General features: G+C 37.3%; 20 protein-coding genes and 1 riboswitch. Of the genes, 11 read left to right on the plus strand and 9 right to left on the minus strand.

What is annotated here, in order from left to right; all coding sequences use genetic code 11:
- The first annotated feature begins 6 nt into the window (after window positions 1–6).
- Together MKY94_RS01135 and MKY94_RS01140 are read left to right on the plus strand one after the other, a co-directional pair.
- A complete protein-coding gene (locus MKY94_RS01135; protein WP_144538363.1) occupies window positions 7–699 on the plus strand; it encodes a response regulator transcription factor in 693 nt (230 codons plus the stop codon).
- Between the two features lie 138 nt (window positions 700–837).
- Window positions 838–3,045, plus strand: a complete 2,208-nt coding sequence (locus tag MKY94_RS01140) for an MFS domain-containing histidine kinase (protein ID WP_154311899.1) — start codon at window positions 838–840, stop codon at window positions 3,043–3,045.
- A 319-nt stretch (window positions 3,046–3,364) separates the two neighbouring features.
- On the opposite strand, the gene MKY94_RS01145 is transcribed toward MKY94_RS01140, so the two are convergent.
- Window positions 3,365–4,321: a nuclease-related domain-containing protein gene (locus tag MKY94_RS01145; protein ID WP_229653974.1), complete on the minus strand. Its 957-nt coding sequence runs from the start codon at window positions 4,319–4,321 to the stop codon at window positions 3,365–3,367.
- Between the two features lie 88 nt (window positions 4,322–4,409).
- Between MKY94_RS01145 and MKY94_RS01150 the strand changes: the two genes are divergently transcribed.
- Entirely contained in the window at window positions 4,410–4,874 is a 465-nt protein-coding gene (locus MKY94_RS01150; protein WP_342577835.1) for a DinB family protein, read from the plus strand.
- A gap of 3 nt (window positions 4,875–4,877) precedes the next feature.
- Window positions 4,878–5,381, plus strand: coding sequence for an AAA family ATPase (locus MKY94_RS01155; RefSeq protein ID WP_154311897.1), 504 nt, complete (start codon window positions 4,878–4,880; stop codon window positions 5,379–5,381).
- A gap of 52 nt (window positions 5,382–5,433) precedes the next feature.
- On the opposite strand, the gene MKY94_RS01160 is transcribed toward MKY94_RS01155, so the two are convergent.
- The 6 genes from MKY94_RS01160 to MKY94_RS01185 form a co-directional block, all read right to left on the minus strand.
- Entirely contained in the window at window positions 5,434–5,727 is a 294-nt protein-coding gene (locus tag MKY94_RS01160) for a hypothetical protein (protein ID WP_144538367.1), read from the minus strand.
- Window positions 5,728–5,748: 21 nt separating this feature from the next.
- Window positions 5,749–6,390, minus strand: coding sequence for a response regulator transcription factor (locus tag MKY94_RS01165; protein ID WP_144538368.1), 642 nt, complete (start codon window positions 6,388–6,390; stop codon window positions 5,749–5,751).
- 1 nt (window position 6,391) lies between these two features.
- Window positions 6,392–7,465 carry a sensor histidine kinase gene (locus MKY94_RS01170; protein WP_144538369.1) on the minus strand — a complete coding sequence of 358 codons (1,074 nt, stop codon included), beginning with the start codon at window positions 7,463–7,465 and terminating at the stop codon, window positions 6,392–6,394.
- Window positions 7,462–8,163, minus strand: a complete 702-nt coding sequence (gene liaF / locus MKY94_RS01175) for a cell wall-active antibiotics response protein LiaF (protein ID WP_154311895.1) — start codon at window positions 8,161–8,163, stop codon at window positions 7,462–7,464. The genes MKY94_RS01170 and liaF overlap by 4 nt, the downstream gene beginning before the upstream one ends.
- Window positions 8,164–8,261: 98 nt before the next feature.
- Window positions 8,262–8,900, minus strand: a complete 639-nt coding sequence (locus MKY94_RS01180; protein WP_144538371.1) for a PspA/IM30 family protein — start codon at window positions 8,898–8,900, stop codon at window positions 8,262–8,264.
- Between the two features lie 13 nt (window positions 8,901–8,913).
- Entirely contained in the window at window positions 8,914–9,261 is a 348-nt protein-coding gene (locus MKY94_RS01185) for an ABC transporter permease (RefSeq protein ID WP_144538372.1), read from the minus strand.
- Between the two features lie 161 nt (window positions 9,262–9,422).
- On the opposite strand from MKY94_RS01185, the gene MKY94_RS01190 reads away from it, so the two are divergent.
- From MKY94_RS01190 to MKY94_RS01200, 3 genes are read left to right on the plus strand one after another with little or no spacing between them, the layout of a single operon-like run.
- On the plus strand, window positions 9,423–10,511 hold the full coding sequence (locus MKY94_RS01190; RefSeq protein WP_340862364.1) for a metallophosphoesterase: 1,089 nt from the start codon (window positions 9,423–9,425) through the stop codon (window positions 10,509–10,511).
- Window positions 10,511–11,113, plus strand: coding sequence for a DedA family protein (locus MKY94_RS01195; protein ID WP_144538374.1), 603 nt, complete (start codon window positions 10,511–10,513; stop codon window positions 11,111–11,113). Before MKY94_RS01190 ends, MKY94_RS01195 begins: the two co-directional genes overlap by 1 nt.
- Window positions 11,114–11,122: 9 nt before the next feature.
- Window positions 11,123–11,950 (plus strand): undecaprenyl-diphosphate phosphatase, encoded by an 828-nt coding sequence (locus tag MKY94_RS01200; RefSeq protein ID WP_191697226.1) that lies wholly within the window; start codon window positions 11,123–11,125, stop codon window positions 11,948–11,950.
- Window positions 11,951–11,986: 36 nt separating this feature from the next.
- On the opposite strand, the gene MKY94_RS01205 is transcribed toward MKY94_RS01200, so the two are convergent.
- Window positions 11,987–13,633 (minus strand): HAMP domain-containing sensor histidine kinase, encoded by a 1,647-nt coding sequence (locus MKY94_RS01205; RefSeq protein ID WP_342577837.1) that lies wholly within the window; start codon window positions 13,631–13,633, stop codon window positions 11,987–11,989.
- 2 nt (window positions 13,634–13,635) lie between these two features.
- Window positions 13,636–14,337, minus strand: a complete 702-nt coding sequence (locus tag MKY94_RS01210) for a response regulator transcription factor (RefSeq protein WP_342577838.1) — start codon at window positions 14,335–14,337, stop codon at window positions 13,636–13,638.
- A 104-nt stretch (window positions 14,338–14,441) separates the two neighbouring features.
- Here MKY94_RS01210 and MKY94_RS01215 point away from each other — a divergent pair, with 104 nt between their 5' ends.
- The 4 genes from MKY94_RS01215 to MKY94_RS01230 all read left to right on the plus strand — a co-directional run bounded on the left by MKY94_RS01215 (window position 14,442) and on the right by MKY94_RS01230 (window position 19,863).
- On the plus strand, window positions 14,442–15,647 hold the full coding sequence (locus MKY94_RS01215) for a DUF418 domain-containing protein (RefSeq protein WP_342577839.1): 1,206 nt from the start codon (window positions 14,442–14,444) through the stop codon (window positions 15,645–15,647).
- A 207-nt stretch (window positions 15,648–15,854) separates the two neighbouring features.
- Window positions 15,855–16,034, plus strand: a riboswitch (cobalamin riboswitch).
- A 157-nt stretch (window positions 16,035–16,191) separates the two neighbouring features.
- Window positions 16,192–18,417: a ribonucleoside-diphosphate reductase subunit alpha gene (locus tag MKY94_RS01220; protein ID WP_342577840.1), complete on the plus strand. Its 2,226-nt coding sequence runs from the start codon at window positions 16,192–16,194 to the stop codon at window positions 18,415–18,417.
- A complete protein-coding gene (locus MKY94_RS01225) occupies window positions 18,417–18,860 on the plus strand; it encodes a flavodoxin (protein WP_342577841.1) in 444 nt (147 codons plus the stop codon). The genes MKY94_RS01220 and MKY94_RS01225 overlap by 1 nt, the downstream gene beginning before the upstream one ends.
- Entirely contained in the window at window positions 18,832–19,863 is a 1,032-nt protein-coding gene (locus MKY94_RS01230) for a ribonucleotide-diphosphate reductase subunit beta (RefSeq protein ID WP_342577842.1), read from the plus strand. Before MKY94_RS01225 ends, MKY94_RS01230 begins: the two co-directional genes overlap by 29 nt.
- Window positions 19,864–20,202 lie beyond the last annotated feature (339 nt).

Raw genomic sequence — 20,202 nt, forward strand, 5'->3', positions numbered from 1 at the left:
ATAAGGATGCCTGAGTTTACTGTACTAGTGACGGACGATGATCAAGATATTCGAGATGGAATAGAAATATATTTAAAAAATGAAGGCTACCGTGTATTGAAGGCGGGAAATGGATTAGAGGCACTGGAGCTGTTGGAGGAAAACGAGGTTCATGTCATTGTACTAGACATTATGATGCCTCAAATGGATGGGATTTCTGCTACGTTTAAAATAAGAGAGCAAAGAAATATACCTATTATTATGTTAAGCGCTAAAGCCGAGGATTCAGACAAGATTCATGGATTGTCTGTTGGAGCGGATGATTACGTGACGAAGCCCTTTCACCCAATGGAGCTTGTAGCTCGAGTGAAGTCTCAACTAAGAAGGTATACAAAGCTTGGGACATATCAAGGGAAACAAGCAACCGTAGAGGTAGATGGACTTATATTAAATCAGGAAGCAAAGGAGCTCTCCGTGGAAGGCGAAGCAGTTAAGCTTACACCTATTGAGTATAAGATTACAGAGTTGCTGATGATTAATGCAGGTCGAGTTTTTTCTATTAATGAGATTTATGAGAGAGTTTGGAACGAGCCAGCTTATAACGCAGAAAATATTGTAGCCGTCCACATTCGAAAAATACGTGAAAAAATTGAGACGGATCCTAAAAACCCAAGATATTTAAAGGTGGTGTGGGGAGTTGGCTATAAAATCGACAAGTAAATGGAGTCTGATATTTTCTATAACTGCTATTTTATGTGGTGCACTTTGCTTATTTTATTGCACAATTCACCTAATTCCCATCATGGATATTAGTAGAACATTTACCGAAGCAATTGAATTAATGAAAGGGGGAGCAAGATGAAACGTCCGCTAGGAAAAGTAGTTATATTGAGTGTGTTAGCAGTAATAGCAATTGGTGCTCTATATACTCTCACAAATAAAGCCAGAGAGTACGTTGGTACTTCTTATTTTGATAGTTATGATTTTCAACAAGAGTTAAGTGAATATGAATCTGCACTAGTCCCATTAGTATTGGCTGTCCCAGATATAGAAGAAGTAAAGAAAAGTATAACAGTGTCCTCTAGTGAGATTGAAGAGTATCGAAATCGTTTTGGAAATTTAGAGGAGCAGATTTATTCAATTGAGCAAAATTATGAGGAAAGAATAAATTCTACAACAACAGAGGAGACCTCAACTGATGGTGATGCAGCACAGGAGCAGACCAAGGAAAACTCACTAAAAGACGGTATAATAGCAGAACGTGATGCAAAGATTGCCGATATTAGAAAGAACTTTGAAAGCGATGAATATGTAGAAGATAAGATTCGAAGAGAAAAAGAAGACGAAGTGGATGCTTACTTTCGAAACTTAACTAAGGCCAAGAATAGATTTCTCATTGAAAGAGATGATTTTAACTACGAATTAAAAAATATTGAAACTGGAGAAGTATTTACCAATGGCGATATTGGGAAGAAAAATGCATTTAAGAAAGTGTTCTCTAGTGATAATGGATTTTTAAAGAAAAGTAACGTTTATGATTTAGCAGAAATGGAACGTAATTATTATGATGGTGAAGAGTGGGATCTGAGAGATGCCATTGGAGATCAGTATTCTCGTTTTGAAGGCACAATTGCCATATCTGAAGCAAGTATGCTAAGTGGAAATAGAGCTGATCAATACAATTACTTTAAAACACAACAGCTAATATTCTACGGTGTCATTGTTATAGGGATTCTTTCAGCAATATTTTTTGTTTCCTTATGGAGGAAGAATCGAGATACATTCCAATTTGAGCCAGGGCGAGAAAAATTTCAGAGCTTGCCTATTGATGTTCGTTTTGTGTTAGTTTTCGTTAGTGCTTATCTAGCAATCCTATTTTCTAAGGAAGCAATGCTATCTATCTTTTATTATGGCGGATATGATATTCCAATCGGTAGTTTTATTGCAGCAGTTATATTAACGGCATTAACCTTATATCAATTGCCATGGCTGAAAAAATCATTTAATACAGCAGATTGGAAAAATAGCTTAACAGTAAGTTGGATTAATTCATTAGAAGGTTTCTTCCTGAGACGTTCTATAGGGGTACAAACGATTATTCTGTTAGTAGTGATTTTCTTCTGGGGATTTGGAACAATGTTAACCTTTCAGTTATGGGAGTTAATTTTGGTTTGGATTCCAGCTACATTATTTATCGGTATTCCGGTATTAGGTATTTTAACTTCTCGGATGGCTTACTTGAACAGGATAATAGGAAAGACAGAAGAGATGGTTAAAGGTAACAATGGAACGGAAATAAAAGTAAAAGGCAAATCACCAATAGCAGAGCTTGCAGCTAATGTTAATGAGCTTAGAGGTCGTGTGCAATCCTCTCAAACAGAGCAGGTAAAGAGTGAACGATTGAAGACCGAGCTAATCACAAATGTCAGCCATGATTTGCGTACACCTTTAACTTCTATTATTACGTACACTGACCTATTGAAAAATCCCGATATTACGGAGGAAGAGCGAGCTTCGTATATCGCGATTTTAGACAAAAAGTCATTACGTTTAAAAACATTGATAGAGGATCTATTTGAAGTTTCCAAAATGGCTACAGGAAATATTGAATTAGACAAACGTAAGGTAGATTTAACCCAGCTTTTGCAACAGGCAGTTGCCGAGCACCAGGAGGATATTGATAAATCAGGTCTCGATTACCGAGTAACTATCGGCACAAAACCGATCATGTCCTACGTAGATGGTCAGAAATGGTGGAGAGTTCTAGACAACCTTATTATTAATACGTTGAAGTACTCCCTACCTAACACACGGGTCTATATAAATTTAGATCAGGTGGATGGATACGCGGTGTTTGTTATTAAAAATATCGCTAAATATGAGCTAGGTGATGATGTGGCAGAACTTACTGAGAGATTTAAGCGCGCCGACACATCTCGTCATACAGATGGCTCTGGTCTAGGGCTTGCTATTGCACAATCCATCGTAGACCTACATGGCGGAATTCTAAGAATGGAAGTAGACGGAGACTTGTTTAAAGTTACTGTGAAAATACAAACAATCTAGTTAGAAAATGTACCCCCTCCTTTTGCGGAGGGGGTTTTTAGTATGGAAATGGATTGTAGTAAACCAGCGTGTAATTGTCGTAAAGTAGAGCTCGATTGTAGTAAAGGAGCTCCAGATTGTCGTCAAACTGTCTCGAAGTAAGGGGGAGGAAGTGCATTGTAGTAAAGTATCGTGTGATTGTCGTAAAGTAGAGCTTGATTGTAGTAATCGAGCCCCCGATTGTCGTAAAACTATCTCGAGAGAAGGAATAGGAATTGTAAATGAGACCCTAATCCAGCCACACTCTGTAAACACATGTATTATTCAGAGACAGTGGCATTTATCTTTTTTGGATTACATAATATCTGCTTCTCGTGTTGTTTACCGGATATAATTTAGAGGTCTTCATTAAGTATGACGCCATATGCTTATCTTTTAGATTCAGGAAGTCCACACACTCTTTGTTAGAGATAGATTCTTTATACAAATAAAACCAGTCCTCTAATGCTTGATGCTGCATTATCTTTTTTAATGTTCCACAAGTAGGGCAATTACCTTCTATAAATTGAAAGCATTGTGAACATAGCATTCCTCGTTTTATATCTGTAAGTTCCAACGGATAGCTATGAGATAGAGGCTTCGGAACAAACTCTGTCGAATGTGTCATTAGATATTTTATTAGTTGTTGAAATTTAGTAATGGATAAGACATCAGGGAGTGCATTGAGTGAATCGATGTGGGTGGCAATATCGCAGCCCATAACTGCTTTCACTTGTTTAGGAGGTTGTGCCACTATAGTTTTGGTAGATGCAAATACAATAAAAGATTTAATTGGAATTTGAAATTTTAGGGGATGTAGTAGTAAAGCTAGCTTTTGGGTATTGCGTATTACTTGTTGCTCGGGACATTTAAATGCAGTGATTTGGTCGTCGATTTCTCGTATAAGTTGTTCGGGATTTCTTTGGAAGGAGATTTTCCCACGAATATTTTTGACTTCAAGGATTGCTAAATACTTTGGGGTAAGAATTATGGTGTCTATTTGAAGATAGATGGAATCAGAAATAGAAAAGTGGAGGTCTTTTAAAATTGAGTAATGTTTAGAAAAGGGGATCTGTTTTAAAAAATTATCAACGTAAGTCTCACCAGCGTAACCAGCTTCAAGACTGTAAATCCGATTTTCTATGTGCGGTATTAGTGGGTGTTGAGTAGAAAGACGATGAATGGAGCGCTTGTAAACTTCGATTGTTTTAGGAATACTTCGTGGTTGGTCTATATTAATCTCTCCTTTCTTGTACAAGATACCACCTAGTAAAATATAAAACAAGTAGTAGGAGACAGAATTTTCCCATAAATGATATACTCAAATTAAAAGGAGGTGGGAAGCCATGGAATCTTTATACCAACTTAACTTTGCGAGAATCTATACACTAGGAAGGATTAAACAGTGCAAGGAAGATATGTGGGATATAAAGCCTAAAGGATTCTCCAACACCGTTCGATGGAACGTAGGACACATCTATGTACAAATGGAAATATTGGTTCAAAAAGCAATTCCAACCTACAGTATTGTTCATCCCGAATGGATACAATTTTTTGCTCCAGGGACAGATCCGGATGACTGGCAGGAGGTCCCACCCTCAAAGGAAGAGCTTATAGTTAGTTTAAAAGATCAGCTAGACCGTGTGCTGGCACTTTTAGCACCTAATCTTCAGGATTATTTAATTGAAACATTAGAAATAGGAAATCTAAATAGCATGGAAACAGTAGAAGCAATTGTCCAATTCATTGTTTGGCATGAGGGGGTTCATGCCGGAGTTATTCATTCTATCAATCAAGCAAATGCGGTGTAAAATATGAAAATATATATTGTAGGCTCTGTAGGAAGTGGCAAAACAACACTTGCTCGCCAGTTGGCACAGCATTATAGAATTCCCCATTTTGAAACAGATAACTTTGTTTGGACTAGAAATCATCAAGGGCAAGGGGATATTAGGAATTCTGTGGAAAAAAGGGATGAGCTACTAAAAGAAGCAGTGAACCTCGACCAATGGATAATCGAGGGTGTACATATAGATTGGACGGACCCAGGATTAGAAGCCTCCGATTACATTATTTTTCTAGATATTCCTGTGTCTATTAGGTATTTCCGAATTACAAAGAGGTATGCCCGTCAAGTGCTTAGATTGGAAGAGGCTAACTACCAACCGACCTTTTCTATTTTTCTAAAAATGTTTCAATGGACAAGCTACTTTGAAAAACAGATGAAACCAGAATTTTTAACGAAGTTTAGTAAGTATGAGATGAAAGTGGTACTACTGACAAAAAATGATTCATCAGTAGTTCAAAAAAATATATAGTTTTACTGGCACTGCTAAAACAGACAAAAAGATGACCCTCTTATGTATAGGGTCATCTCTTTCTTTTTAATGCTTCAAGTTCATTAATGACGTAGTCTAATTTTTTTTCTATTTGAGAAAGCTGAAGTTTTTGATTGCTCTTAGATTTTTTTTCGGATTGCTCTTCTTCTAAGTTTTCTTGGAGGGTAATTCCTTCTCCAATCGTGCCAATAAGAAAACCTAATGTCACGACGACAGAGCCCAAGAAGTCCAAAGTTGCGCCTAAGTTTGGTTGCTCACTGGATTTGTCGTTGTTTTTGGGATTCATATGTTGTCTATCATCCTTTGGCTGTCTTTTTAATAGCATATGACAGCTCGAGAGGATTGGTTATTTTTTTGTAGAGACTAACTTATGCTCATACGCATAAATGACAGCTTGAGTTCGATCATTGACCTCCAGCTTAGATAATATGTTGCTTACGTGTGTTTTTGCAGTTTTTAAAGCAATGTATAAAGTGTCCGCTATTTCCTGATTAGTTTTACCTTCAGCCATGAGAAGAAGTACCTCTCTTTCTCGATCGGTTAAATCTTCATGTAGTGCATGCCCGGAGCCTTGGCGCATTCGCATCATCATTTTATTGGTTACCTCTGGCTCTAATACGGCATTCCCACTTAAAGTTTTACGAATAGAATCAGCTATATGAGAAGCTTTCGAGGTTTTCAATAAATAGCTAATTGCTCCTGCCTCTAGTGCGGGGTATACCTTGTCATCGTCTATAAAACTAGTGACAACCATTACCTTTGCTGTGGGCCATTTTTGGATAATTTCCCGAGTTGCCTCTGCACCGTTTAAAATAGGCATGACCATGTCCATAAGGATGATGTCAGGTCTGTGCTCAAGAGCCAAGTCAACGGCTTCTTGACCATTCACTGCCTCCGCAACGACCTCCATATCTGGCTGTGCCTGTAAGTATGCCGAAACCCCAATTCGTACCATTTCATGATCGTCAGCTAACAAAATACGTATCATTCTATTCACTCCTCTCTGCGGTTGTAATTTTTTCTAAATTTATTGGTTGGGCTACTGGCTTTTCAATCGGCAGTTTAACTTCTACAATTGTCCCTTGAGAAGGAACAGATACTACCTTACAAGTAGCTCCAATTTCAACCGCACGTTCTCTGACACTTTGAATTCCGTAAGAGCCATTTTTACCTTCTCCAACTTCAAAGCCAACCCCGTTATCCTGTACACGGAAAATGGCAAGATTGTCTCTTTCAACAAATAGAATGTCTACTTCAGTTGCTTTAGCATGTCTTAACGTATTTGATAGAGTTTCCTGTGCAATACGGAATAAATGATCCTCAGCGCCTTTAGATAAGGAAACCTCTTCTAATCTGTATCGAATAGTAAAAAACACTTTCTCCTGAAGCTCCTGAAGTAACTCTTCTAAGCCTTCCTTCAGAGTTTTATTGTGTAGAGCAGCAGGACGTAAATGAAGAAGTAAAGCACGCATTTCTAATTGGGCCTGTTGCACAATTTTTTCCGTTTGCATTAATGTCTTTGGCACTTCTCCATTTTTAGCTTCCTCTATTTCAACCATAGTAGAGAGGAGCATGGAGGCTGCAAAGAGCTGCTGAGAAACAGAGTCGTGAAGCTCTCTCGCCAGTCTTTGTCTTTCTTGGACTAGTCTTTCCTGAATAATTCTGTCCTGGGTTTCTGCCTTTTCGTTGGTAATACGTTGCAAAGTTTTTCGCTGAGTTAATATTAGCTGTTCCAGTTGAGTAACAGTCGCCTGCATTCGCTTTGTTTGAGTATATTTTTTCTTACTCGGTTCAAAGGTTTCTGCAAGTAAAGGTCGTAGGCTCGTTTCTATTTTCTTTTCTTGGCTCCGTACCTTTTGGAGTGTGTTCAATGAAAAACCAAAGCTTATGAAGGCTAGAACAAATACAATCCACACACCAAAAGGGATTTGGGCATAGGTCGTCTCTAATAACGACAACCATGCCTCTTCATTAGGCCATCCCCAAATAACATACAAAAGCAAAGCGATAATAATAACTAAATAGGTAAAGATGGAGATTCCTTGCCCCAAAAATATTCTCATTTCCGGATCACCTCGATATCTCCAATCCAAGTAGAAACAGTAATCACTAGCTCAGCAGAATGAGCAACATCTTCCGAATACCCATCCTTTACAAGAACGGTTTGGTTCCACAAACGACGAGCACCACGAGAAAGAATATGGGCTTCGCCGATAATGGTAGTATAATGTATGCGGACTGGGATCTCATATGGTACATAAATAGTGACCTTACCTAAAGACTGACGAATAGAAATAAGGGAGGTACCCTTTGGGAGCACCGTTTCCGTCACGTCAATCAAGTAGTCACCGTAAAAGCTTTGCACATGTACATCTTGCCATTCATAGGCTTGAAATGGAGTAGACTGTGATGTGAATAGCTTATTTTGAATAATACTATTCGGTGTTTCTTCATATACCGTTCCAAATGGTTTAATCACCTGGCTGATGGGTTCATTTTTCCAAAGCTTATAAAGGGAATAAACAATGATGGCTACTAAAAATAATCGTAGACTCCACATCGAAAAGACAGCCAAAATAAGAAAAATAAAACCTAGCCAGAAAATATACTTAGACTGCTTTCGCAAGCTAAAGTACATCATTCCTATGCCAAGAAGGACTAATATAATATTGCCATTCCCAAATATAGTAGCTTCTATAAAAATGAGAAAAACAAAACAAATAAGAAAAAAAGCTAGCTTGTTTGTTTGGTTTTCTTTCATGCTTGTATTCTCCCTTCTTCGCATAGTAATGCATGAGAAGGAGAAGGCGCTTGCCTTCTCCTCATTAGTCCTAAAAAATGGACAACCTTTTCTATATTTTACACAATTTCAGCCTTTGGTTGTTCGTTTTTTTCTAATTGTTCTAAACGTTGTTCCATTGAAGTGATTTCATGCTCTTTTTCGATCTTCTGTCCTAGACGTTCAATGTATTGCTCCATGTCTTGGAAAGTACCAAAGTTTTTCTGTGTTTCTTCAGGCTTTAATAATTGATCCATTTGGTGGTGGGCGCGAGTTACATTTTCTTTCCCCATCAGCTGTAATTGTCGGACCTTCATATCTTTCACCTTGTGTTTCATCTCTTCATACTTACGTTCTAATCCAAAGAGCTCCTCCATTGTTTGACGAATGCTGTTTTGTAAAGTTTTAGCACGCTCGTTATAAGCATTTACCTCAGCTTGAGCAAAGGAGATTAGATCCTCTTCGCCTGTAGCGGTAGCTAGCTCCACTTGTTTTTGACGTTTCTCTGCCATTTGTAATGTTTCTGTTAATTCTTTTTCAAGCTCTAATTTTAGTTTGCCTTGGCGCTCTAACCATTTACCTGTTTGTTCAGTTTGCTTTTCCGCTTCACGAATGTATTGGTTAAGCATAGCAATTGGGTTTTTTTCCTCTTTTTTATCAAATAATCGGTGTAGATCTGCTTCGACTGAATACTTTAATCGTTGTAGTAATGATGTCATGATAGTTTCCTCCTTATTTGTTAAGTTCGTTCCACTGTTTTTCGAAGTTTACGAATGGGTCATCAGTTTTGGGTATCGAAAGGGAGATGTCGTCCTTTTTCCACTTCTTCCAGATGAAATAAAGTGCGACAATAGATAAGATACCAACAAATCCAGGTATGTTAGAAATAGCTGTTAATAACCCGATAATTCCAACAATTGCCCAAAAGATTTTCAATAAGCTAGAGTCGCTCTTTAGATAAAAATGTACACCTGCAAAGACGAATAGCGCGGATATCCCTAATCCTAACAACGGACCAAGATTCACCAAAGCGACAATTCCTGCGATTATTCCAAGTGTAACTAAACCAAATTTTTTCATATGTTTGTTCCTCCTCTCGTCTGTATATATAGCTTACCAATTCCTTGTGTTTAGCCAAACGGTCTTAAACATGATTTTCTTCTCGGTCTAGAGGCTGAGAAAGAGTAAATTATTCAAATCTGCTATACTAATGGGAAAAGACAAAAATGGAGAATTTCACAATGAAAAAAATTGGCTCTATTATATTAGCTATCATTATATATTCGTCTATTGTTTTTTACTTTGGTTGGAGCGTTTCAACATGGTTAGAAGCTTTCTTTACCATCAATTCTTGGCTGTTTTTAGTTATCTGGTTCTTATTTGCTTTTGCGATTATTATCGCAAGGCTTGACCACAGACTTAGAACTTTTAGTATAATAGGTTCTTATTGGCTTATCGTCATGCAATATGGGATTCTCCTTTTTCCTGTTGCAACTATATTTGCATGGGTTTTTCCAGGGCAGTTAAAGCTGATAGGTGGGATTGTTTTATTATTTTTTGTGTTAATAATGCTACTAGGAACATATAACGCTTTCTCGCCAGTTGTTCGCGAGCTTAAAATTACCATGCCAAAAAAGGATGCATCAGTGGACAGTCTAAAAGTTGTCGTTGCATCTGATTTCCATCTTGGCTTATTGTCCAATAAAGCGCATTTAATGCGATTTGTAAAAAAATCAAATGAACAAAATCCTGATCTTGTCTTATTGGTTGGAGATTTAGTGGACGATGACCCGATTTGGTTTGTAAAAAAAGGCATGTCCGAGGTGATGAAGCAGCTACGATCAACGTATGGTAATTATGGGGTTTTGGGAAATCACGAATACTACGGAAAGAAAATTCCACTCTTAATAGAAGAAATGGAAGCATCTAGTGTGCAAATGCTATTAGATGAAACAATCTTAGTGGCAGATACGTTCTATTTGACAGGACGTGAGGATTTAACAAATAGAAATCGAAAAGAGTTATCTGAATTGGCTCCCAAAGAAAAGAATTTACCTTGGTTTGTGATGGATCACACACCTTCCAATTTACTTATACCAGAGAAAGAAAAGGTAGACTTTCATGTTTCTGGCCATACGCATCGTGGACAAATGTGGCCGAATCATTTGTTTACTCAAAGAATTTTTGAGCTGGATTATGGGTATAGGGAAAAAGGGAGTATGCACGCGATTGTATCTTCTGGTTTTGGATTTTGGGGACCACCAATTCGACTAGGTAGTCGATCAGAGCTTTGGTCGATTGAGATTAAGTTAGAGGATGTGGAAGTTTAATGGAAGCCTGGATCACAGAATGGATGAACCAGTTTGGATATTTTGGCGTATTTTTATTGATTTTATTAGAGAATGTTTTTCCGCCAATCCCTTCTGAGGTCATTTTAACGCTCGGAGGATTTATGACGACATCTACTTCCATGACCAAGCTAGGTGTTATTTTGGCAGCTACAGCAGGGTCAGTGATAGGGGCAGCCATTCTATATGGGATTGGTTTGTTATTAGATGTAGAGCGTTTAGAGAAGATTGTAAAGAAATACGGTAAATTCTTGAGATTGACTGTAAAAGATATTCATAAGGCAGATGCCTGGTTTGATAAATACGGCGTATGGGCAGTATTTTTTGGACGACTTATTCCATTAGTAAGAAGCCTGATTTCTATTCCTGCAGGGATGTCAAACATGAAGTTTTGGCTGTTCCTTCTATTTACTACTTTAGGTACTCTTATTTGGAATACTATTTTAGTTTCAGTAGGATCAGCAGTTGGTGAAAATTGGGAAGATATCGTAGGGTATATGGATATCTATTCGAACGTAGTTTATATTATTTTAGCAATTGTAGGTATTGCATTTTTAGTATGGTATTTTAAAAAACGTGACTAAGGAGATCTTATGGAAATTCTAGAATTATTTAAAGCACTAATATTAGGTTTTGTAGAAGGTATGACAGAATTTGCTCCAGTATCATCTACGGGTCATATGATTATTGTGGATGATATGTGGCTGCAAACAAAAGATTTTTTAGGGGAATATTCAGCAAATACATTTAAAATTGTTATTCAACTTGGGTCGATTCTCGCTGTAGTTGTTGTTTTTTGGAAAAGGCTACTAAGTTTAATAGGCTTATATCGAATAAAGGATGCGCCAAAAGGTGAACAGTTAAAACTGACTCACGTAATTGTTGGTCTTATTCCGGCTGGTGTACTTGGTGTGTTATTTGAGGATTATATCGATGAGCATTTATTTACAACAAAGACGGTTTTAATAGGTTTAGTGCTTGGTGCTATTTTAATGATTATAGCAGATAAGTTAGGACCTAAGCATCCGAAAACGAATACACTAGACAAGATTACATATAAGCAGGCGATTCTTGTAGGGCTTATACAATGTCTATCATTATGGCCAGGGTTTTCTCGTTCTGGATCAACTATTTCCGGTGGGGTATTATTAGGGATGAACCATAAAACGGCGGCAGATTTTACTTTCATCATGGCTGTGCCGATTATGGCAGGGGCAAGCTTCCTTTCTCTTTTGAAAAACTGGGAATATGTAGAGATGGATCACATTGGCTTCTATGCAGTGGGCTTTGTCAGCGCATTTGTTTTTGCATTAATATCGATACGCTTCTTCTTGAAACTGATCGATAAAGTCAAGTTAACTCCGTTCGCAATTTATCGTATTGTATTAGCTGCAGTACTAGCAGTTATTATATTTTTATAAGAAAAACAAAAAGCATTGGGAGCTCCCAATGCTTTTTTATTCTATTGGAAAAGTGACGGTCACTAGTGTTCCTATTTTTGAGGATTCTACCAGTATCGTTCCGTTATGTGCTTCTATTAGTTGCTTGGAGATTGCTAAACCAAGCCCAGTGCCCGAAATTTCAGAGGTAGTATTTGTACCTCTATAATAACGGTTAAACAAGTTGTCTAAAGCTACCTTTGGAATACCAGGTCCCTCATCTCGGATGACCAGACAGGCTAAGCTATCTTTTTCATAAATTTCTAAGTGTACCTTGGTGCCCTTCGGAGTATGTTTTACTGCATTTCCTACAAGATTGTCGAGAACCCGTTCAAATAGCTTTGCATCTAAATAGACGGTAATATCCTTGTTTCCTATAGGTTCTTGAATATCATTCCAATCACAGGCGTAAACATAGGACCTTAAAAAATCAAAGAGATTCAACTTTTCTTTGTTAAGTTGAATCGCATCGTTTTTCAACTGGTAAGTATATGTCAAATCCTCGATTAACGCATTCATATAAATAGATTTTTCCTGCATTGTTTTAGCGAAACGTTGTACCTCTATGGGGGTCCATGTGTACTCATTAGATGATAGCATTATAGAATATCCATAAATAGAACTAAGAGGGGTTTTTAAGTCGTGAGAGAGACCAGTGATCCAATCCTCTCTTAGTTTTTCCGTTTTTATTATTTTCTCTTCGTTACTTTTCAATGTATTTGCTAATCTAGCTAGTGACTTGTCCACTTCCTCGTATATACGGTATTTTCGTTTAAATCTACCGGATTTTGGGGAACGTAATTTTTTGTCATTTGGAGGATCGTAGTCCTTTACGCTTAATTTTTCAATTCTATGTAAGAAATATAGTAAGGGACGACCAAATCGATATCCAATCCAAATGGAAAAAAGAATAGTAAAGATAAACAGGAAGAGATGGAACGCTAAAATGGAGAACACTAGCTTTTTCATAGTATCTATTAAGGCTGGTTCAAAGGGATGGTAATTAGTATTTGGCATTCGTACTACTAGGACTTTTCCATTTTCCATCGTTTGAAAGGCAGTAATTTCTTTTCTTTCAAAGTAATCCTGACTATTTGTAACTATCTCCATGCTACTTAATGCTTTATATACATCACCATAAAGGATTTCTTCTCTTATCCCATCTTGGTTATATATTTCAACGGCTGCATTTACAGATGAAACCTCCTTTTCCAGCTCATCGTTCATTTGAATTTTATTATTAATGTAAAGTTTACCAAGCAACAAATCTACAGGTTGGTTTTCTATGAAAAGTAAGAACAGCTGGTCTGTTAACTCCCAAACAGCGTGATCTTGTTTCTGTATGGCAACCCATTCAATAGATAGTATTTCTTGTTCAGTAGTTGCAAGTACTTCACCTGCTTGGTCTACAAGATATAAATGGCCGGAGTTTTGCTTAGCCAATTTAATAAAGTCCTCCGAAAATACATAGCTGCCATCCGGTTGTTTTGCAATGTTACTTTCTATTTCAAAGGCTTCCAATGCACGAATATCTGAGATAGCTTCCTTTGAAAGCAGGTCGAAAATGATATAAGCAAACATTCCAAATGTGACTAAAAATAATACAGCATAAAATACAACAAAATAAACTAAAAATCTTAGAGATATTTTACTTGAAAGTCTCATTACTATTTCTCCTCGTTTACGAGCTTATAGCCAATCCCTCTAATTGTAATCAGCTGTTTAGGATTACTAGGGTTTTGTTCAATCTTCTCTCGGAGTCTCCGTATATGTACCATGATTGTGTTGTCATCTATATAACTGTCTTCTCCCCAGATAGAAAGAAAAATTTGCTCCTTAGATAAAATCTGTCCGGCGTTTTCACAAAATAGGAGTAGTAAATGAAATAGTTTGCCCGTAACAATGCTTTTTTCTCCGTTCACAGTAAGTTCTGCGCTTCCTTTATCTAACAAAAAATGGCCGAATTTATATACTTTTTCATCGGAAGCTTTAAAGGAAGAAGTATAGCGTTTCATGTGTGCTTTCACTCGAGCAGCTAATTCCAGTGGATTAAAAGGTTTTGTTATGTAATCGTCAGCTCCATTCATAAATCCTCTTATTTTGTCAGCATCACTTTCTTTTGCTGTTAGAAAAAATATAGGAGCATCGGATTTAAACCGAATTTGTTTAGCTAAATCAAGTCCCACTCCATCCGGAAGCATTATATCGATAATATATAAATCATAATGCATATTAGAAATATAATTACTTGCCTTCTGGTAAGTTTCACAAATAACAATATGTCGAAAATTTTCTTTTCTTAAAATAATTTCTACCATCTCAGCGATAGCAAGCTCGTCTTCAACTATCAAAATATTAGTTTCTTCCATTAGTAAATCACTCCTAGAAATATTTAAGGTTTCTGTAAGGTTAGTTTCAATTTATTATAAGCTTACCATTTTATACTAACTAAGAGATATTTTTAGGAGGTTTCATGATGAAAGAAGAAAGAGTGCGTTTTATAGATGCTTTAAGAGGAATCAGTTTGTTTGGTATATTATTAGCGAATTTGTTAATTTTCCATTACGGTATATGGGGAAAGGAAGAATTAGAGTACTTTACGGCTTCTGCCACAGACAAGACTATTTATGCTATTCTTAAAATAGCAGTAGAAGGTAGTTTTATGCCGATATTCACTTTTTTGTTTGGTTTTTCATTAATAAAACTAGCAGAATCAATTAAAAAAAAGAACGGAAAAGTAAAAAGGCATTTATGGAGACGTTTTATATTTCTTTTTATTCTAGGTTTACTTCATTCAACCTATTTATGGGAAGGGGATATTCTAGCCTTTTACGGGTTAATGGGATTATTCCTATTACTTTTTTTAAATAGAAAAAAGAAAACTTTAATTATATGGGGAACTGTTTTGTTTGTATTGACTGGTGCTCTTAGTTACGGAATGGAAGAAAAAAGTAAGGAAGAGTTGGAAAAGCAATCATTATACATAGAAACCACAAATGAAGTCTATCAAAATGGCTCTTATGAGGAAATTAAGCAACACAGAAATACAGAGGATCCACTGTATTTTGAAAGTGAAGGGGAGAAAGTATTTTTTAGCTTGTTTATGCTTTTGTTTGGACCATTGTTGACGTCACCGATGTTTTTGTTTGGTATGGCAGCTGCAAAGGGTGGCTTATTTCTACACATGGAACGAGAACAAAAATGGTATATATTAAGTATGGCTCTTTTGCCAATTAGTTTACTTTTAAAATCTATCGCTATTATTGGAGAAGAAACAAATTGGACAGCAGTTCTATTACAAATGGGTACACAATTACTGTGTATATCCTATATTGGTATATTTGCTATCCTATTTATAAAGTTCTCAGGTAACAAGGTTTTCATTGGTTTTGAAAGTGTTGGGAAACTTTCTTTAACAAATTACATTATGCAAAGTGTTATTTGTACTTTTATCTATTACGGATACGGTTTAGGACAATTTGGCTCTTTGGGCATGCTAAATAGTGTCTTGCTGGGCTTTGTAATTTTTGTTCTACAATGTATAGGTAGCTACTACTACTTGAAGGTATTCAAACGAGGTCCCTTGGAAATGATTCTTCGAATGGGTACAAACCTCTCCTGGAGCGGTCATATGAAAGCTAAGAAAAAGAAGGTAAAGCTGCAAGGTAAGCCTGTATGAATAAATACGAAAGTAAGTTTTCATAATACGGCTACGAAAGCTTATAAAATTTATATAGAATAGAGATTAGAAAGAGCGATTAAAGGGATATGAAATTAGTTTAATGTACAGAAATAAAGCTGTGTATCAAACGTCTAGTCTTTTTACCTATGTACAAGTTTAAACACAATATGTTAGGGTATATAAGTAATCAAAACACAATATATAGTATTTATACGATGAAAAGGTACCGTTATGGTTTAAAAGGGAATTCGGTGAAATACCGAAGCTGTCCCCGCAACTGTAAGTGTGGACGACTGTTGAATATGCCACTGCGATTTTTCGTGGGAAGGCCAGCAGAAGGAAGAAACACGAGCCAGTAGACCTGCCTGTTTATCGGTGAAGCAACACTTTCTTCGGGGGTTGAGAGGTGGGGGCGAGAGACTCTATCTTTAAACGAACGATACGTCTTGTTGTTTCCTACTTTAAAATCGTGAGCGATGACTCAGCCGAAGAGGCTAGAGCCATCGCTTTTTTGTTATGTAAAGACAGGGAGGAATTCTAAATGACCACTATTTCAAACACAGAAAAACAACAGGTACTATACCAATTAACACAGGAGTTTGGGGAAGAAAAGATAGCACCATTAAGGAGGTCACATGACAAGTGGCTACAAAAACACCCAGAGGGCAATATTGCTAGCTGGTCTAAAGCCATGTCCTTAGAGTCGCTGAGCTTTCTTGATGAACATGAACCTTATTGGACATTTGTGGCGGCTCGAATCTATTTAGCAGAAGTATATTCGCAACAAGCGGAACGAAGAAATACAACGGCAGATGCAGTCTATACAAAGTTTGCAGATAACGTTCAAAAGCTATCGGCTAAGGGAATTTATGATTCTCGTATCATAGAAACCTATTCTACAGAGGAATTAGAGCAATTAGCAGAAATCCTCGTTACTGAAAGAGACTTCCTCTTCACATATATAGCTTTAAAAACGCTTTTAGATCGTTATGTAGCGAAGGATTTTGATAAGACTATTGTAGAATTGCCACAAGAACGCTGGATGATTATTGCAATGACGCTAATGAAGGACGAAAAAGAAAACCGCATAGAAAAAATTAAAGAAGCCTATTGGGCGATGAGCAATTTATATATGACGGTTGCTACTCCGACTCTTTCTAATGCAGGAAAGCCACACGGGCAGCTTTCTAGCTGTTTTATCGACACGGTTGATGACAGTCTACAAGGAATTTATGATAGCAACACAGACATAGCCACACTTTCTAAATTTGGAGGAGGAATAGGCGTTTATATGGGCAAGGTCCGTAGCCGTGGCTCTTCTATAAGAGGTTTTGTGGGAGCGTCTAGTGGGGTTCTTCCATGGATAAAGCAACTAAACAATACAGCTGTCAGCGTAGATCAGCTAGGCCAACGTCAAGGTGCAGTAGCTGTTTACTTGGATGTGTGGCATAAAGATATATTTACATTTTTAGATTTAAGACTAAATAATGGCGATGAACGACTTCGAGCACATGATATTTTTACTGGTGTATGCTTGCCAGATTTGTTCATGGAAAAGGTTGATGCAAGAGGAGAATGGCATTTGTTTGACCCTCACGAGGTTCGTCAGCTCAAAGGTTACTCATTAGAAGACTTTTATGATGAAAAACGTGGAGATGGTTCTTTCAGAGAAAAGTATGAAGAATGTGTAATGGATCATCGCCTTTCACGAGAAACAGTTCCAGCAATAGATTTGATGAAGCGAATTATGCGATCCCAGTTAGAAACGGGTGTCCCATTTATGTTTTATAGAGATGAAGTGAATCGCCGTAATCCAAACAAGCATGTTGGAATGATTTATAGTAGTAATCTTTGTACGGAAATTTTTCAAAACCAAAGTGCCACTGAATTTGAATCCATCCAGCTAGAGGACGATGTGATTGTAACTCGTAGAAAACCTGGTGATTTCGTAGTTTGTAACCTTTCTTCTATTAATTTAGGTAAAGCAGTACCAGAGGATGTACTAGAACGATTGATAAACATCCAGGTAAGAATGTTAGACAATGTTATAGATATGAACATGATTCCAGTGCCACAGGCAGAGCGCACAAACGCAAGGTATCGTGGAATTGGACTTGGAACGTTTGGTTGGCATCATTTACTTGCCCTTAAGCAAATTCGTTGGGAATCAGAGGAAGCAGTAGGGCTTGCTGATAATTTATATGAAAGAATTGCCTATTTGACGATTCAAGCTTCCTTAAATCTTGCGAAGGAAAAAGGGGCCTACCCTTTATTCGAAGGTTCTGATTGGCAAACAGGGGCTTATTTTGAAAACCGTCAATATGACGGAGAGGAATGGGTAAGTCTGCGTGAGCAAGTAGCTGAAAATGGTATCCGAAATGGATATTTGATGGCGGTTGCACCAAACTCATCTACCTCCATTTTAGCGGGAAGTACGGCAAGTATTGATCCGATTTTCCAAAAGACCTATTCAGAGGAAAAGAAAGATTATAAAATTCCAGTGACAGTCCCAGATTTAAATTCAGAGACGACATGGTATTACAAATCAGCTTACTTTATCGACCAGCATTGGACGTTAAAACAAAATGCTGCCCGTCAAAGACATATCGACCAAGGTGTTTCGCTAAATCTATATGTTCAAAATACTATTAAGGCTAAGGAATTGTTAGCGCTACACTTAGATGCCTGGAATAGTGGTCTAAAAACAACTTATTATGTACGTTCCACTTCAATAGAACTGGTAGAATGTGAGTCTTGTTCGAGCTAATGAAAACCATCATTTGTTATTTGAGCTATAGCGGGAATACTGAAGAGATAGCTGAACTATTAAAAGTGAATTTAGAGGAACAAGGTTATATGGTGGACATGTATGAAATAGGTGATGGGATAGTGCCACAGCTATCTGCATATGACTTCCTATTTCTAGGAACCTTCACTTGGGACGAGGGTGGTATTCCGGATGAAGTGAAGGAATTTGTTCGAGCAGTGGGCTATAAACCGAAAAATGTCTATATTTTTGGTTCAGGAGACACACAATTCGGTGGCGACGACTTATTTTGCAATGCTGTAAACAAACTAACCGAGTTTTATGCTTGTGAATATGAAGGTTTAAAAATAGAACAATCACCAAGAGGAAGTCAAGAAAAAATAGTTATAAATTGGCTAGAGGGAGTTTTGGAAAATGTTAAAGGCAAAAACATTAGAACCTAGAAACCCAAACAAATCCACAGGGATATTTAATGGGAAATCGAGTGGAATTTTAAACTGGAATGATATAGCTTATCCGTATTGGCATAAAATCTATAAACGCTTACTAGGGAACTATTGGCAAGCAGATGAGATTAATATGTCGAATGATATTAAGCAATTTGATAGCTTAACAAAATCGGAGCAGGAGGCCTATTTGAAAATAATTGGTCTACTTGCTACATTAGATGCGCCCCAGACTCGTACAGCTCTGTTGCTGTCACTTTACGCTACAGATTCATCCGTACAATCTATTATGGCAGTAATCGCGCAGCAGGAAGCTGTACATAATGAAAGTTATTCTTATGTGCTGTCCTCCGTTGTTTCGCTTAATGAACAAAACAAATCCTTCGAATTTGGAAGAACGGATGAGATTTTATTAAAGCGCAACCAAAATATTATGAAATACTATAATGAGTTTGTGGAGAAGCCAACGACAGAAAATATATTAAAAACATTAACTTATACAACGTTACTAGAGGGTTTATTTTTCTACTCAGGATTTGCCTATTTTTATAACCTTGCGCGCTACAACAAAATGGTAGGTACCTCTACAATGATTAGCTATATTAATAGAGACGAACTAGAGCATGGACGATTTATCTCAGAGTTATTCCGTGCTGTACTGGCGGAAAATCCTGAGCTAAATAATGAGGACATGATGAACTGGGTGTACGATCAATACAAAGAATCAGTGGAGCTCGAAATAGAATGGTCAAACTATGTGCTCAAGGACATTGAGGGAATTGATTTAGAAGATATGCATGGATATATTAAGTACCGCGCTAATAAAATGCTGCGTCTTATCGGTCTTCATGAAATCTACCCGGAGTATGTAGAGAATCCTATGAAATGGATCCGTGCCTATGCGGATAATATAGATGGCACGAAAACAGACTTCTTCGAGCAAAAGTCACGCCAGTATGTAAAAGTTAATGCCATCGATAATGGCTTTGACGACTTGTAAGAAAAGCGCAAATGTCTATATTTAGAGAGGATGTTCGTGACCTACGTCATGAACATCCTCCTTTTTAGTTACCATCACAACCGCGCGCGTGGAGGGCGGTGATGGCTTATCTCTAATCCCACGGAAAGCGTCCGCCTTAAGTGGAAATCAATTACATTTTACTCTTCGAAAGCATTTAGATATCATTATTCTCTTCTCGATGTTCGTGAAATATCCCTCTATAAATTATAGAGGGATACAAATTTTCCGCAATCATTAACGATTAATCAATCTTTTTCTTTAACAGACCCTTATTAAAAGAAGTTGGTATCGACTGTGATTGGAGCGGCAGGCGGCGAC

The organism is Psychrobacillus sp. FSL K6-2843 (assembly GCF_038626375.1).
Taxonomy (GTDB): domain Bacteria; phylum Bacillota; class Bacilli; order Bacillales_A; family Planococcaceae; genus Psychrobacillus; species Psychrobacillus faecigallinarum.

Coding starts and splice junctions, on each gene's coding strand:
- MKY94_RS01185 (WP_144538372.1), bottom strand. CDS start 9,261: ATGAAAAAATTTGGTTTAGTTACACTTGGAATAATCGCAGGAATTGTC.
- MKY94_RS01155 (WP_154311897.1), top strand. CDS start 4,878: ATGAAAATATATATTGTAGGCTCTGTAGGAAGTGGCAAAACAACACTT.
- MKY94_RS01180 (WP_144538371.1), bottom strand. CDS start 8,900: ATGACATCATTACTACAACGATTAAAGTATTCAGTCGAAGCAGATCTA.
- MKY94_RS01210 (WP_342577838.1), bottom strand. CDS start 14,337: ATGGAAGAAACTAATATTTTGATAGTTGAAGACGAGCTTGCTATCGCT.
- liaF (WP_154311895.1), bottom strand. CDS start 8,163: ATGAAAGAAAACCAAACAAACAAGCTAGCTTTTTTTCTTATTTGTTTT.
- MKY94_RS01140 (WP_154311899.1), top strand. CDS start 838: ATGAAACGTCCGCTAGGAAAAGTAGTTATATTGAGTGTGTTAGCAGTA.
- MKY94_RS01160 (WP_144538367.1), bottom strand. CDS start 5,727: ATGCTATTAAAAAGACAGCCAAAGGATGATAGACAACATATGAATCCC.
- MKY94_RS01230 (WP_342577842.1), top strand. CDS start 18,832: ATGTTAAAGGCAAAAACATTAGAACCTAGAAACCCAAACAAATCCACA.
- MKY94_RS01215 (WP_342577839.1), top strand. CDS start 14,442: ATGATGAAAGAAGAAAGAGTGCGTTTTATAGATGCTTTAAGAGGAATC.
- MKY94_RS01205 (WP_342577837.1), bottom strand. CDS start 13,633: ATGAGACTTTCAAGTAAAATATCTCTAAGATTTTTAGTTTATTTTGTT.
- MKY94_RS01220 (WP_342577840.1), top strand. CDS start 16,192: ATGACCACTATTTCAAACACAGAAAAACAACAGGTACTATACCAATTA.
- MKY94_RS01195 (WP_144538374.1), top strand. CDS start 10,511: ATGGAAGCCTGGATCACAGAATGGATGAACCAGTTTGGATATTTTGGC.
- MKY94_RS01135 (WP_144538363.1), top strand. CDS start 7: ATGCCTGAGTTTACTGTACTAGTGACGGACGATGATCAAGATATTCGA.
- MKY94_RS01150 (WP_342577835.1), top strand. CDS start 4,410: ATGGAATCTTTATACCAACTTAACTTTGCGAGAATCTATACACTAGGA.
- MKY94_RS01165 (WP_144538368.1), bottom strand. CDS start 6,390: ATGATACGTATTTTGTTAGCTGACGATCATGAAATGGTACGAATTGGG.
- MKY94_RS01200 (WP_191697226.1), top strand. CDS start 11,123: ATGGAAATTCTAGAATTATTTAAAGCACTAATATTAGGTTTTGTAGAA.
- MKY94_RS01225 (WP_342577841.1), top strand. CDS start 18,417: ATGAAAACCATCATTTGTTATTTGAGCTATAGCGGGAATACTGAAGAG.
- MKY94_RS01170 (WP_144538369.1), bottom strand. CDS start 7,465: ATGAGAATATTTTTGGGGCAAGGAATCTCCATCTTTACCTATTTAGTT.
- MKY94_RS01190 (WP_340862364.1), top strand. CDS start 9,423: ATGAAAAAAATTGGCTCTATTATATTAGCTATCATTATATATTCGTCT.